The organism is Candidatus Aegiribacteria sp. (assembly GCA_021108435.1).
GTDB lineage: Bacteria > Fermentibacterota > Fermentibacteria > Fermentibacterales > JCC-6 > Aegiribacteria.
Genome location: JAIOQY010000209.1, coordinates 53,936 through 68,051 on the forward strand (window position 1 = coordinate 53,936; position 14,116 = coordinate 68,051).

The following is a 14,116-nucleotide window of genomic DNA, read 5'->3' on the forward strand; positions in this document are numbered from 1 at the left end:
GAGCGTATCAGATCATTCCAGGTGACTTAATTCTCAGATATCTGTCCCGTTCGCTGAAAACGCATCCGCAGTAAGGCTGCCTGTACATGCCGTTTTCTCTGGAAATTCTTACTGAATCCCTGTATAGATCTCTGTAATCTCTATATACGAATTCCACTCCGGTATTGACCGCTGCTTTTTTTCCAGCTCTTTTTATCTGCTCCTGGTTCTGATATGGGCTGACAGACAGTGTTGTCGAGAACGCGGGCAATCCCATTTCATTCGCTTTATCCGCTGTCGCTGAAAGCCTGTCTTCAAAGCAGGCATAACATCTGTTCTCCGCCTCAAGAAGCATTCTTATGTTCTCCTCCAGGGGATATGCTTCTACTGTCTCAAGAGGAATTCCCTCTGAACCTGAGTATGTAGTCAGAGTCTCCAGTCTTCTCTGTCTTTCTTTCCATGGATGAATATTCGGATTGTAAAAGAAGGCTGTGATCTCGAAGCCCTCCAGAGAAAGCGCCTTCTGAACAACAGTCATACATGGAGCGCAGCATACATGCAGCAGCAGTGGAACAGACTTAACCTGCATATCTCACCAGCAGTTCTACTGCAACGGTGCATAAGGCACTCGCATACTGCGTTATGCTCAGTTGGTCTTCCTTGAAGTATATACTACTATACGTCTGCGTCGACCTCCTTCGTATGCCTTGTCTGCGAGCGCTTCTACACCGTTTCGTTACGAACCCTGGTGAAATATACAGGTTAGTCACAATAGCAATTCTTCCTGACCCCTGTGATCAAGCCCCAGATGCCTGCATGCTTTTGGAGTAGACATCCTTCCTCTGCTTGTTCTGTTCAGAAATCCGGCTGAAAGAAGAAAGGGCTCGACGACATCGATGAGAGTATCCTGTTCCTCGTTCAGGGTTGCAGCTAGAGCAGCGACACCAACCGGACCGCCTGTATACTGTTTTATGATTATCTGAAGATATTTCCTGTCCAGACTGTCCAGTCCGGCTTCATCGATACCATGAATATCCATTGCCTCAACTGCGACATCCTCTGTAATGGAATCCTTTTCTTCAACCTGCGCAAAATCGCGAACCCTCTTAAGAAGTCTGTTGGATATTCTGGGTGTTCCCCGGGACCGAAGAGCTATTGTCTCCGCTCCTCCATCAGTGATATCAATTTTAAGAATCGTTGATGATCTGCGAACAATTTCAGTAAGCTCGCTCGGAGTATAGAATTGCATGTGGAGCGACAGGCCGAATCTGTCCCTCATTGGTCCGGTGATAAGCCCGGCCCTCGTAGTGGCACCAACTATCGTGAATTCGGCGAGATCAAGTTTTACTGTTCGGGCATGAGGACCTGGATCAAGAATAATGTCTATTTCGAAATCCTCCATAGCGGGATACAGGTACTCTTCGACAATTCTTGGTAATCTGTGCATTTCATCGATGAAGAAGATATCACCCTGCTGAAGATTGGTGAGTATTCCTACCAGATCAGCAGCTCTTTCAAGAGCTGGGCCGGACGCGGAAACAAAACCTGCATTCATTTCGGTTGCTACTATATGAGCGAGAGTTGTCTTTCCAAGTCCGGGAGGACCGTGAAACAGAATATGATCAAGAGGTTCGCCTCTTCCGAGAGCAGCCTGAATGGCTATGGATAGTTTCTTAACTACAGATTCCTGCCCGATGTACCCGTCCAGATTCTTCGGTCGAAGAGAAGTAAGCGTGCTTTCGTCTATGCTCTCTGATCCGCCTGAAATAATAGACTCTCTGCTCACTTTCTGCTCCTGATTCTCATAGCGTATTTAATCATATCCGGAGTATCAGCATCATCTCCCAGTTCTTTAACCGTTTCAGAAAGGAGAGTTTCAGCTTCAGATGACGGTATACCAAGCTGTCGAAGTACGGCTCTGGCTTCACCAAGAGCAGCTGCGTCCAACCTCGATGATGATAGGGAACCATAGGCTTTCTCCATCTGATCCTGAAGTCTGGCTACAATCTGCCTTGCCCTCTTGTTTCCTATTCCGGGAAGTGCGGTCAGATAGGCATAATCCTCTGAAGCGATTGCGCCCCCTATCTCGAAAGGTGGTCTGGCCAATGCTTTTACAGCTGCTTTTACGCCTACTCCTGATACGGAGATGAACTGCTCGAAGAATTCTCTGTCCTTGATCTCTGGAAAACCCACAATAAGAGGTACTATGCGATTCCCTTCCATTTGAAAATGAAGGTATACAGGTATATCCAGTGTCTGTCCCACTGAAACTCGTCTAAGGAAGAATCCCGGAGCAAGAATCGACAAGACAACGGGACCTGTCCGAAGATAGATGGTAGAATCACCCGTATCTACTACTGTTCCTCTTATACTTTCTATCATACCGTTCACTTTCGTATGCAGCTATTGCAGCAGCAAGAGCGTCAGTAACATCATTAGACCGTATTTCTTCAGATATACCCAGAAGATGTCTGACCATACCAGCGACCTGCTCCTTGCTTGCCCTTCCTTTTCCGGTCACAAGTTTCTTTATCGTCGTTGAAGGGAGTGGAACAATCCGCAGATTTCTCCTCTGACCCGCAAGGCATAGCACTCCTCTTGCGTGCCCCATCTTGATGGCTGTGGCAGGATGCCTGTAGTGCGAGTACACCTGCTCCAGTCCCATGGCCTCAGGATGAAAGGAATCGATAACCTCGATAAGACCTGTGTACAGTTCATCAAGTCTTGCGGGAAGCAGATCATCCGGCGAGGATCTTATCGTCCCTGCATCAACTAATACCGTGTTTCCTGACTCAAATCGAAGAACACCGTAACCTGTCGTACCCAGTCCGGGATCTATACCGATATAAACTGGAGCTTCATCGGGATTCAACTATTCTTCCCGAATCTCAAAATTTGTATGAACCGCCTGTACATCATCGCACTCTTCAAGTATTTCAAGGAGCTGCAACGCCTTGCCAGCCTCTTTCTCGTTTAGCCCGATCCAGTTGTCAGGCTGCTTCGTGATCTCTGCGCTCTCTATCCTGATTCCGGACTCCAGAAGAACGTCCTTTACATCAAACACGTCCGAAGGTGAAGTCATGGCAATTATGATATCATCATGCGACTGAACGTTCTCAAGACCGAAATCAAGACCTGCTTCGAGAATCTGATCCTCCGTGTATTCAGCTCCGTCGATAGTTATCTGTCCAACTCTGTTGAACATGTAGGCTACACTGTTCCTTGAACCCAGATGACCACCGTGCTTGGAAAGAATGTGCCTTATATCCGCCGCGGTTCTGTTCTTGTTATCGGTCAGTACTTCAATAATAATCGCAACTCCGCCGGGACCATAGGCTTCGTAGGTAATCTCCTCGTAATTAATACCTTCAAGGTCACCAGTTCCCCTTTTTATCGCCCTGTCGATGTTATCCGAAGGCATGTTGTGAGATTTCGCGGTTTCAACAGCTACTCTGAGCCTCGAGTTTGATTCAGTATCTCCGCCGCCTTCCCTTGCGGCAACAGATATCTCCTTTACCAGTCTGCTGAATATCTTGCCTCTGACGGCGTCAGCTTTCTGCTTTTTATGCTTGATACTGCTCCACTTATTATGTCCTGACATGCACATCTCCCGTCCGCATGAATTTATTATAACTCCATCAAAGCTATTACAACATTAGATATCTACACCGCTCCGGTCAAGAAGATACATCATCACGTATTATATCCGCTGCGCTTCAGAATATCGTCTGCGTCTTTTACCGCCGTAAAAGGAATATTTATATCTGTGCCGTTTATCCTGAAAGCACTTTCTGATTGTGTACATCCGATAGCGAGCACTTTTACGGAATGCACTTCAATGTTCAGATCTATAAAGGCCAGATAATCAGATTTCCAGACTTCGATCCCTACAGCAACACCACTCGCAAGTTTTGAAACATCTTCAGGGTCAATACTTCCACCGATCATCGGTTGGTATTTACCGTGCTGCAGAGGCTCCTGCGAGAATTCTTCCTCATTAAGCTTCACTCCGGTTGACAGTACAAGGCTTGTTGAGAAAGCGGGAAAGATAATCAGATTTCTTCCTGTAACTGAGTATGTTTCAACAAGATCGGGATTCCCTCCATGGAATTCTCTGGACCCAATGATCGGTGTGGCTCTGGATTCGCTTCGCGTAATCCTTCTGAGTATATCAATGGTTGCATCAACCTTCCAGAAAGGGAGAAGAATTGTCCCGGAATCGTCATAACGAGTGAATTCTATTTCAACAGGAGCGAGTTTATCACCGGACACCAGGCATCTGCCGCATTCGGTACAGAAAAAGATAATATCTGTTGAAAGCCCATCAAGATCGTTTCCGCAATCGGGACACCTCAGGACAGTAATACTCAAGGATTTACTCCGCATGTTCGAACTTCCTATGACTATACAATAACTTCGCTCCCTTTTCCTTTAAGATTGCTGAGTATCTTCAACAGATGATAAGTTCCATACGCAAGTCCGGCCATGATCATAACAATTACAGGGATACAGCTCGATTGATTTCCAGAAATTGTGCTGTAATTCAATTTGCCGCCTAATACAAGATTAGCGAAAACCGGTAACAGACCGGCCCAGACAACAGCCATCGCGATTGTCAGGATTCTTTTGTCTTTATTCGATGAGGGAAAGCGACCACGCAGCACCTCACCTGATCGTCCATCAACAACAACCTGAAAAGTCCTGCCGTCAAATCTGAAATCAGTTACCCACAGCGGGTAATAGACAAGCATTTCACGATGTCCGGAAATAAGAATGTACTCCCACCTTTCTTCAAGACCAAAACCCGCGCCGGATCCAAGTCTGCGAAGATATTTTACCGTCTGTACACGTGCTTCAATAAGCGACACTATGGGGTTAACGAAGACACCCTCTCTGGACGCTTCATTCTCGAGCACTTCCAGACCATCCGGCAGCGTGTCACTCTGAATATCCAGCCCCTGGATAGAAAGCTGAGAATCCGCTGAAAGCGTGGGTATCCCGAGTGGTTCCAGATCGGCTCCACTGATGTTAACACATCCGGAAAACTGTATCTCCCTCTCAACCGCACTGGAACCGGTTCTTGTCTTGATTTTCCTGACTGCAGATATCGTGTATCCGTACGATCCCTGTCCATTAGAACTGATAACAGGAATCTCAACATCTCGGAAAACTGGTTCCACACCAAGCAGATAACCGTTCACCTGCGCACTGCAATGCCAGAATGGAACAAAGTACAGAATTGGTCGACTGACCTTTGCACTCTCCGTTCCATGGGGATTAATGCTCTGAAGCTTCCTGCGAATGGACCTTAATACATCAATACTGGATTTCCTTGACGGCAGTACGCATTTCCGTACAGCATTAGAGAGAAGAAGACTGCTTGAACAGCTGGGACAGACAGTGTGCGTATCCCCCTCGCAGATGTTCAGAAGCCCTCCACAGGATGGACAGGTTAGCGCAAATGAAATCTTCTTCACTGCTTTTTCACCTTATTGATATATATTATACCAGCGATAACCACCAGGATTATGACAGAAAACCAGGTTCGGGAAAGCCACGATAAATCCATATTCGTAAGAAGCAGGAAAACGGGGATTGATACTGCCAATCCCACAATGAGAGTAAGAAAGAATAGCTTTTGCAGCTCCATCTCTTTAGAAGCCGTATCATCCATAACAGGCGATTCTCCCAGAAGCTGTCCGGATACGGCATCTACCAGCACTCCCTCACTGTAACCTTCCAGCTTAAGCATGACGATATAGAACGGATGAAAAACAATTCTGACTGATGCATCGTCAATCTGATCTCTGTTAAATGGAATAAACTCACATGGTTCGGCTATACTTTCATCAAATACCCTTCTGTCTCCGGCAGGAGGAGAATAATTCTCCAGGTCCTGCCATGGCTGACTGAAGCAGGGAATCAGAGTCTTGCCGGTCAATGACTGATCCACCTCATAATATGGGAAATACTTCTTCTCCAGTGAAATAGCCATTCCAGGCGGAAAGAGACGTTTTACGTATTCTTCGGTAACAGAGGCCATAACGAGTTTCGGTGTATCAGCAGGTGGATCAACTACTATTCTTGCGTCGCAGTAAGGGCATCTGAGAAAGAAATCACTCTCAATAACCATGTGTTCCGCGCCGCATTGTGTGCAGTTGATCTTCATTTCAGATACCGTTTCCAGATCCTGTTTGTTTCGAAAAGTCTCTGCTCCAGACACATTTCCCAAGTGCTTCACATACAGTGTCTATTCCGAATGGTTTCTTCAGAAAGACAATGTTGGATCCTGATATCTCAGAAACATCTTCATCACTGCTCGTTACTACAATAACAGCCTTATCCGAAGGTATGGAATCAAGTGATATTACTTCTTCGGGGCTTAACAGCTTTGAATCAATGACAAGTAAATTGAATCTATCATCGGAACCAACTGTACTCAGAAGTTCCATATCCGAATAGGAAGTAGTCATATCAAAGACTGAACAGCCAAGACTTTTAAATATGGTAACCAGAATATCGGTATCCATCCCGATGTAACCTCCAATCGCAATCGATGGAATAACATCATTCGCGGTCTCTATTGTAATCCTATCCGCTACAGGTAAGAATACCGTAAATGCTGAACCTTTATCCTGTTGGGAATTCACAATATAATGTCCCTGGAAGCTGTGCACGATCGAATAGACTGCTGACAGCCCCAGTCCCCTGCCCTTTCCCTTTGTTGAAAAGAATGGATCGAATATCGGGATCAGGTCACTTTCTGAAATCCCGCATCCATTGTCGACAACAGAGATCATGACATAATTCCCTGCGGGAATCTGTTCCATATCCTCTTCCAGCTCTATCCTGCATGAGGTGAGATTAACCGATCCGTTTCCTCCGGAAGCTTCAGCGGCGTTCAGCAGCAGATTCATAACAACCTGTTCCAGAAGATCCGGAGGAACTCCTGCATAACCGGTCCGATCAGGATATGCAAAGCTTAATTCTATATCCGGAAAGAGAGCTGAGAGGGTTCCAGTTGCGCTCTTCAGTACGTTTGCGACAAGGGCTATACCCTCTTTCGAATCTGCGCCAAGTTGCCCGGTTGACAGGCAGGAAACCAGCGAACTGATTTTATCAATCACTTCCTCCGCTTCTTTAATCGATAGGAGGACGACGTTTCTGTCATTCTGACTCCTCCTGATCCTTGACATCCGAGCGAGTAATACCGTAAGCAGATCATCAAGGTTGTGTGCAACCCCTTCAGCCAGAGCTTTCAGAACCCCGAATCTCTGTACTCTCAGTGATACCTTATCTATTTGCCATCTTGAGCTTACATCTCTGAATACTACACTTCTGATCGTCCTGCGATCGGTTTTATCGTTCAAAGATAGATATACATTGCCTCTGACAATCCGCTCGGTTCCATCAGCTGAGATCAGAATAGTAGCAATGGGGAATGTTAATGAACCATCATCTGTAACTCCATCATACACATGTTCGGAAAGAGGTTTACGGGTTTTCTGTATAAGAAATTTGCAGGCCTCCCATAAGGGTGTTCCGCATACTTCTTCTTCACTGAAGCCGATCAGATTGGAAGCTTCCCGATTCGCAAAGGTTATCAGCTCATTCTCATCAAGCAGCACTACAGCATCGGAAACAGCTGTCAACATGGCTCTTATATCGGGTTTCAGCGGTGCTGTTTTTACCTTCTTTTTTGCTACCATACAACCATCGCTCTTCTTGTCAGACGAGTATTAGAGATATCCAGAACACAGAAATACAAACCTCCAGGCACCTGCGAACCATATGAATCAGTGCAGTTCCAGTAAGCAGTATGGGCTCCCGGTGTGTTTATCTGACCTGATATATCCACAACTCTCCTGCCGGAAAGGTCGTATATAGCCAGGTCGGCACTACCGGCATCGCCAGAAGATATTGTTACCGGAATACAGGCCATACCGGAAACAGGATTAGGGCTGATATGCCCGAGGCTTGTATGACCTGAAGGATGAATTTCAGGAGAGATTCCAAGATCGATCTGCGCCAGAACAGCATCGGAAGGCCAGGAAGGTCCAAAATCGGGATCCATCGTTACAACTCTGTACCAGAACTCTCCGGATTCGTGCTCCGTGAACGTATATGAGTTTACAGGAATATCGAGATCAATAAATTCGTTCTCCTCCCATACTTCCACAATAATATCATCGATATAAAGATCGCTTGCGCTTCCGGTTGTCTCCCATCTGAAGCTGAGTGTATCACCCTGCCATTCGTCCAGTTCATGTATGGAAAGCCGCCAGTTGGGGTCGTACCTGCCGAATGTCTGGAGATAATACCAGTTATCACCACTATCGTCTGATACTTCAATACTGCCCTGACAGCTGCCATCGGGAATATTGTAATAAGCCCAGAAGCTCAGTCTTCCACCGCCGTTCTCAGGTATCGCAACCGTTTCGGTCCAGGTCATCGTACCGGTTCCGCCTGAAAGGTAACTGCTTGGACCGGAATGATACTGAGAAGTGGTAGTGCTCCAGTTGCTCATAATAAATGGACCACCACTTCCATCATCATCGAGCAAAACCTCATAACCGGTAAGCTCCTGAAGGGCATACGTCGCAGGCATTGAAGCCATATTCCAGTTTATTGTGAATGGCAAGGAAACCGGTCCGATTTCATCGATCACAACGATATCAGGAACGTGCGGATCAAGAGGGCAGCCAGCCAGAAACGCGGTAACAAGATAACTTCTGAGGTTTCTCCTTGACAGTTTGAAGCTTTCAATATCTGAAGGCCAGAAACCGGCAAAATTAGCACCTGTTTCATGGTTCCAGCTCATTGCGCCGTATAATCCGTATGAGTGATCACGAGTATTGCCGGAGGAGTAATAATTGATCTGGGCAGATGGGCCGTGCAGTTCTCCGGTTCCCCACTGAACCATTATCTCACCCTGAGTATCGTACTGCTCAACATGCGTGGTCGGATCATCCGTCCATCCCCATGGGTAGATCAGAATATTCCCGTAGGTATGGGTTGAATGCATCTGAACGGGAGGATGATCCTGCCAGAAAGCGTCAATATTGCCGGCCTCAGGCTCACTCAGAGGGCCCGTCCCGCGATAGGTCTCCGAAGATGGGCTGCCGCTCGATCCAGCTCCACCCCAGCCAACGGACCAGTTCCTGTTCAGGTCGACACCGTAAATACCACCGCCATTATCACGCCGGTTCTTCCTCCACATACCATTGCCGTAACTGTAAGGCTCGTTATAGACATAACCGTCCACATTGTTGCAGGGAAGACACCACAATTCGCGATTATCCAGCACATATGTAGCCTGGAGGCCGCAGAAACCGTTTCGGTTGTAATTATCACAGAGCCATTGCATGAAGAATCGAAGATTTCTCATGGAGGCCGGCTCTCTTGCATGGATCAGACCATCATACCAGCAGTTGGGAAGTGTGGGATCATCTACCCAGAAACTGTTATTCGATGACAGTTTTACAACTGTCTGCGGTCTGCCTTCGATAGTGTTACCTATCGAGGTAGGTGAGCTGGTAATATCAGCAAATGTACTGTGCAACTCACTCATCCATGCGGATATCTCGCTCCAGGTCATGTATATACCGGTATTCCTGCCTCCACCATCGTACCTGTTGTTGTAAAAGCGTCCGAGATCATCGATCCTGGTGGTGAATGGTATTCCTGCCCGTAGAAGAACATCATATTCGTATTCGTTAGCAATAAAATCAATAGACCCGTCATCGTATACGTGGATGATTTCACAGGATATGGACAGGAATTCGGCCAATTCCCGATCACTCAAAGGTTTGTAATTCAGAAGCGAATATTGATTGCCAGTGGCAATCACGGATACAATAAGCATCAATATCATATATTTCATATCTGTAATCCTCCAGTTGGGAAAAGCGCGAACAGTTCATTATTATATAAAAACATAATACACAGTTTCTGAATATAAGTCATGGGAGGCTTTCATGTCAGACAGTTTCAGAGAACAGATTCGCCAGGGCATACCTGATTCAATACCGGAAACACCACCGGATCTCGCAGGAGTTGACCATGCCCCCGCCAGGCCGGACATACTCAATCCGACAGAGAAGAAACTCGCATTGAAGAACGCTCTTCGATACTTCCCTAAAAAGTGGCACGCTCAACTGGCTCCGGAATTCGCGAGAGAACTGAAGGAGGAATGTAGAATCTATATGCGAAGATTCCGCCCCTCATACGAAATGAAAGCCCGTTCCATAAGTGATTATCCGGCAAAAACACCTCAGGCCGCCGCTATTATGCTGATGATACAGAACAACCTTGATATCGCTGTGGCTCAGTATCCCCAGGAGCTTATCACATACGGCGGTAATGGTACTGTATTTCAGAGCTGGGCTCAATACCTTCTTACGATGAAATACCTTTCAGAAATGACGGAGAACCAGACACTTGTACTCTACTCCGGGCACCCCCTGGGGCTTTTCCCCTCACATCCGGACGCGCCAAGAGTTGTTCTCTCGAATGGCATGGTCATTCCCAACTACAGCTCAAAAACGGATTACGACAGAATGGCTGCTCTGGGAGTAACAATGTACGGACAGATGACAGCAGGCAGTTTCATGTACATAGGCCCTCAGGGAATCGTCCACGGAACGACCATAACGCTTCTGAACGCAGGTAGAAAATACCTGGACCTGGCCCCTGATGAAAACCTTGCAGGTAAACTGTTCGTTACATCAGGTCTGGGAGGAATGAGCGGCGCTCAGGCAAAGGCCTCCGTCATCGCCGGAGGAATTGGTCTGATTGCCGAAATCAACCCGAAAGCAATCAAGACAAGGTACGATCAGGGCTGGCTCCAGGAAGTCGAAAGCGATCTGGATAGAGTATTGCTGAGAATCGAAAGAGCCAGGAAAGAAAAGAAACCCCTGTCACTCGGATACGCGGGTAATGTGGTCGATCTCTGGAAAAAACTTGCGGAAGAGGAAGTATCGGTTGATCTGGGAAGTGATCAGACCTCCCTTCACAATCCCTATCTCGGAGGATACTATCCCGCCGGTTTATCTTTTGATGAATCAAACAGGATGATGAATGATGATCCGGATGCCTTCCATGAGAAGGTTCAGGAGTCACTTCGAAACCAGGTTCGGGCGATAAACACACTTCATGCGAATGGAATGTACTTCTGGGATTACGGCAACGCGTTCCTTCTCGAAGCCTCCCGCGCGGGAGCGGATGGTATAAGAAAACCGGATGGAACATTCTCATACCCTTCCTACGTTGAGGATATCATGGGTCCCATGTGCTTCGACTACGGTTTCGGACCATTCAGATGGGTATGCACTTCATGTGATCATGAAGACCTCAGAAGATCGGATAATATCGCTGCGGAAGTACTTGAGAACATGTCGAAGGAGGCTGATCCGGAAATATCCCGTCAGATGATCGATAATGTTATCTGGATAAGACATGCTGAAGAAAATAGAATGGTTGTTGGATCCGAAGCCAGAATCCTGTATGCCGACAGACAGGGAAGAATAAATATCGCGCTTGCTTTCAATCAGGCTATTGCGGATGGAGTGATCACAGCACCCATAGTCCTCGGAAGGGATCATCACGATGTCTCAGGCACTGATTCGCCATACCGCGAGACAGCAAATATCGCGGACGGAAGCATGTTTACGGCTGATATGGCTATTCAGAATGTAATTGGTGATTCATTCAGAGGAGCAACCTGGGTTTCTATCCATAACGGAGGAGGAGTAGGCTGGGGTGAAGTAATTAACGGCGGCTTTGGTCTTCTGCTTGACGGTTCTCCGGAAGCAGGGAACCGTGCCCGCAATATGCTCACCTGGGATGTTTCCAACGGCCTTGCAAGACGATCCTGGGCCAGGAATAAAGGCGCTATTTATGCCATAAAAAAGGCAATGGATGACGAACCTGATATGAAGATAACAATTCCGGAAATCGCGGACGATGAAATAATCGAGAACTGTTTTAAATAGATATACTGATTAGGATTTTCTATTAAGAAAGAAATTATCATGAAAAGTATTTCCGCTCTGCTTTTGATCCTGTCCGTTGCATGTCCATCCCTGGTTCTTGCATGGGGATTTCATGACGCGATGGACTACGGTTCTCCGATTGCTGCTGTAACTCCGAAATCAAGCGCTATGGGGGGAGTATGGTCAATGCCTTCAGGCGGTCCGGCATCGATATTCCTCAATCCGGCTGAATTATCCACACTGGATAGTGCGGTGATAACAGTCGGAACAGGCGTTATTCAATGGAGTACTTTCACATATGGAGAGCACGCATTTTCACAGATTCTCAGCGGTACAATCCTTGGAACGGCTACTGCGGCTATCGGATTCAGATTAAGCGACAGGATCTCAATGGGAGCGGGAGTTGCAAGAGTCTCTGATTTCGGTTTCGAAGGTGAAAGCCTGGAGATCACATTAAACGGACCTGGAAGGTACAGGGTCTATGCGGCGAGCAATCTTGATTCCCGTGGCTCTCTTTGGGAAGTAAATACAGGGATGTCCTTCAAATTAAGCAACTGGCTCATCGCCGGTGCGTCGGGAGGGCTCAGATCCGGGAGCGGATCATGGACATTGGTGTATAATTTATTGTATGAATCAGTCCCGAATGACACCACCAGCCTGGACTGGGATGAGTTGGATTTCTGTGCTCATATAGGTGTACTAATGCCCCTTGAAATTGGAACTTTCGGGATATCAGGCACAAACGCAAGCGGTCGTTACCGTTCCAGGGTAGCAATCGGATATCAGAAAGATCTGGAAATCCTTAATGGAAGCACGCTTGGTTTTGAAGTCGATGTACAGTCTATTGAAGATGATAATCCCGAAGTCTCAGGGAAGTTTTTCGCGGTTTTCGCGGAGATGATCCCAAAAGTCAGATCAATTTACAGTGTCGGTTTCGACCGAGCCTCCGATTACAAACGTGCGGGACTCTGCCTTTCAACAGGAGCATGCATTGATCTGGGCAGAATGGATCTGGATATGGCAATTTCCTGGAGAAGCAGAAGCAGAGCTGGATTCAGCTTCCCGGAACCCCATCTCGACAACATTGATGATTCAGGAACTTACTATAACATCGGATTAAACTGGAAACTGTAAACCGTCAGGGCCTGATCTGTTCAGCTATGGATTGAGCGTAATTTCTCAGTTCATCTTGTATGTTCTGCCAGGATCCGCTTATTAACATCACGATTTCAGGAGTAATGGTCACTCTGAACTCTTCACTTCTGATAATTGATGTATTACCGGTAATATGAGATATCCGTCTGCCCATTATCACGCAGAATCGAATATTCAATCCGGGAAATCGATCCGGAAAACCAGCCGCTTCCGATTCAAGTATTTTTCTTACATCTTTACTGACTGACAGATCGTATCTCCTATCGCCTGTGCCGATTGACAATCTCATCCTGAAATTGAAATATACACAAATATACATAATTGATATTTCATAATATCTGAAAGAAAGGAAAAAATGAAAACACTTACTCTGTCATCCGTAATTATGCTGGCGGTATTCCTCGCATGCGGTGGTAACGGTAATCCGGGAGACGCCGTAATAGAAATGTTTGAAGCCATCCAGGCCGGTAACGGCGAAAGAGCTGTATCGTTCATGTCCAGCAGCGCTCTTGATGAAATGGAGATCCAGCTGGAAACCATCAAACTGGATCCTGAGATGTCTGCTCAGCAGCTCAGCTCTATGGGAATAGAACTTGATGCGGACGAAATCCCTGACATGACAGCAAAGGATTTCATGATAGCCATGATTTCTTCTCCAATGATAACAGGCATGATGCAGTCAGCAGAAATTACTGTTGGAGAAGTCACAATCGATGGAGACATAGCACAGGTTGAAGTTACATCCTCCATTATGGATCAGACTGAAACAAACATCATTGATGTCGTGCTTGAAGAAGGAAAATGGAAGGTTACCGAATTCGACTTATAGGGTCAGGTCTTGCATTCAAGCATTTATATTCATCCTAGAACAAAATATACTAATAAATGTATAAAGTAAGATCTGATCCCACTCTAAAAAGCGTTTATATTGTTCCTGGAATGAAATATAGTAATAAATGCGTGAATGCAAGACCTGACCCTAGAGGTAT

The 14,116-nt window shown here is 46.5% G+C and carries 14 protein-coding genes; 3 read left to right on the plus strand and 11 right to left on the minus strand.

What is annotated here, in order from left to right:
- Positions 1–7: 7 nt before the first annotated feature.
- From K8R76_12900 to K8R76_12945, 10 genes are all read right to left on the minus strand, one after another.
- On the minus strand, positions 8–568 hold the full coding sequence (locus K8R76_12900; GenBank protein MCD4849072.1) for an epoxyqueuosine reductase QueH: 561 nt from the start codon (positions 566–568) through the stop codon (positions 8–10).
- Positions 569–745: 177 nt separating this feature from the next.
- Positions 746–1,765 (minus strand): Holliday junction branch migration DNA helicase RuvB, encoded by a 1,020-nt coding sequence (gene ruvB / locus K8R76_12905; GenBank protein ID MCD4849073.1) that lies wholly within the window; start codon positions 1,763–1,765, stop codon positions 746–748.
- Positions 1,762–2,361, minus strand: a complete 600-nt coding sequence (locus K8R76_12910) for a hypothetical protein (GenBank protein MCD4849074.1) — start codon at positions 2,359–2,361, stop codon at positions 1,762–1,764. Before K8R76_12910 ends, ruvB begins: the two co-directional genes overlap by 4 nt.
- The gene (gene ruvC, locus K8R76_12915) at positions 2,321–2,824 is read right to left on the minus strand and encodes a crossover junction endodeoxyribonuclease RuvC (protein ID MCD4849075.1); all 504 of its coding nucleotides are present in this window, start codon (positions 2,822–2,824) and stop codon (positions 2,321–2,323) included. Before ruvC ends, K8R76_12910 begins: the two co-directional genes overlap by 41 nt.
- Before the next feature lie 27 nt (positions 2,825–2,851).
- On the minus strand, positions 2,852–3,580 hold the full coding sequence (locus K8R76_12920) for a YebC/PmpR family DNA-binding transcriptional regulator (protein ID MCD4849076.1): 729 nt from the start codon (positions 3,578–3,580) through the stop codon (positions 2,852–2,854).
- A gap of 92 nt (positions 3,581–3,672) precedes the next feature.
- Positions 3,673–4,365, minus strand: coding sequence for a hypothetical protein (locus K8R76_12925; GenBank protein ID MCD4849077.1), 693 nt, complete (start codon positions 4,363–4,365; stop codon positions 3,673–3,675).
- Positions 4,366–4,382: 17 nt separating this feature from the next.
- The gene (locus K8R76_12930) at positions 4,383–5,456 is read right to left on the minus strand and encodes a hypothetical protein (protein MCD4849078.1); all 1,074 of its coding nucleotides are present in this window, start codon (positions 5,454–5,456) and stop codon (positions 4,383–4,385) included.
- A complete protein-coding gene (locus K8R76_12935) occupies positions 5,453–6,202 on the minus strand; it encodes a hypothetical protein (protein MCD4849079.1) in 750 nt (249 codons plus the stop codon). The genes K8R76_12930 and K8R76_12935 overlap by 4 nt, the downstream gene beginning before the upstream one ends.
- Positions 6,150–7,688, minus strand: a complete 1,539-nt coding sequence (locus K8R76_12940) for a PAS domain S-box protein (protein ID MCD4849080.1) — start codon at positions 7,686–7,688, stop codon at positions 6,150–6,152. Before K8R76_12940 ends, K8R76_12935 begins: the two co-directional genes overlap by 53 nt.
- Positions 7,682–9,862, minus strand: a complete 2,181-nt coding sequence (locus tag K8R76_12945) for a hypothetical protein (protein MCD4849081.1) — start codon at positions 9,860–9,862, stop codon at positions 7,682–7,684. The genes K8R76_12940 and K8R76_12945 overlap by 7 nt, the downstream gene beginning before the upstream one ends.
- 94 nt (positions 9,863–9,956) lie before the next feature.
- On the opposite strand from K8R76_12945, the gene K8R76_12950 reads away from it, so the two are divergent.
- Entirely contained in the window at positions 9,957–11,972 is a 2,016-nt protein-coding gene (locus K8R76_12950) for a urocanate hydratase (GenBank protein ID MCD4849082.1), read from the plus strand.
- Between the two features lie 39 nt (positions 11,973–12,011).
- A complete protein-coding gene (locus tag K8R76_12955) occupies positions 12,012–13,106 on the plus strand; it encodes a hypothetical protein (protein ID MCD4849083.1) in 1,095 nt (364 codons plus the stop codon).
- Between the two features lie 4 nt (positions 13,107–13,110).
- Here the strand turns inward: K8R76_12955 and K8R76_12960 are convergent, their stop codons facing one another.
- Positions 13,111–13,410, minus strand: coding sequence for a hypothetical protein (locus K8R76_12960; GenBank protein ID MCD4849084.1), 300 nt, complete (start codon positions 13,408–13,410; stop codon positions 13,111–13,113).
- Positions 13,411–13,482: 72 nt separating this feature from the next.
- Here K8R76_12960 and K8R76_12965 point away from each other — a divergent pair, with 72 nt between their 5' ends.
- Positions 13,483–13,956, plus strand: a complete 474-nt coding sequence (locus K8R76_12965) for a hypothetical protein (protein ID MCD4849085.1) — start codon at positions 13,483–13,485, stop codon at positions 13,954–13,956.
- Positions 13,957–14,116: the final 160 nt, after the last annotated feature.

What these genes read in the sequence shown, in the direction of transcription:
- K8R76_12940 (MCD4849080.1), bottom strand. Translation starts at nt 7,688, where the DNA reads ATGGTAGCAAAAAAGAAGGTAAAAACAGCACCGCTGAAACCCGATATA.
- K8R76_12900 (MCD4849072.1), bottom strand. Translation starts at nt 568, where the DNA reads ATGCAGGTTAAGTCTGTTCCACTGCTGCTGCATGTATGCTGCGCTCCA.
- K8R76_12955 (MCD4849083.1), top strand. Translation starts at nt 12,012, where the DNA reads ATGAAAAGTATTTCCGCTCTGCTTTTGATCCTGTCCGTTGCATGTCCA.
- K8R76_12950 (MCD4849082.1), top strand. Translation starts at nt 9,957, where the DNA reads ATGTCAGACAGTTTCAGAGAACAGATTCGCCAGGGCATACCTGATTCA.
- K8R76_12945 (MCD4849081.1), bottom strand. Translation starts at nt 9,862, where the DNA reads ATGAAATATATGATATTGATGCTTATTGTATCCGTGATTGCCACTGGC.
- K8R76_12910 (MCD4849074.1), bottom strand. Translation starts at nt 2,361, where the DNA reads ATGATAGAAAGTATAAGAGGAACAGTAGTAGATACGGGTGATTCTACC.
- K8R76_12920 (MCD4849076.1), bottom strand. Translation starts at nt 3,580, where the DNA reads ATGTCAGGACATAATAAGTGGAGCAGTATCAAGCATAAAAAGCAGAAA.
- K8R76_12925 (MCD4849077.1), bottom strand. Translation starts at nt 4,365, where the DNA reads ATGCGGAGTAAATCCTTGAGTATTACTGTCCTGAGGTGTCCCGATTGC.
- K8R76_12965 (MCD4849085.1), top strand. Translation starts at nt 13,483, where the DNA reads ATGAAAACACTTACTCTGTCATCCGTAATTATGCTGGCGGTATTCCTC.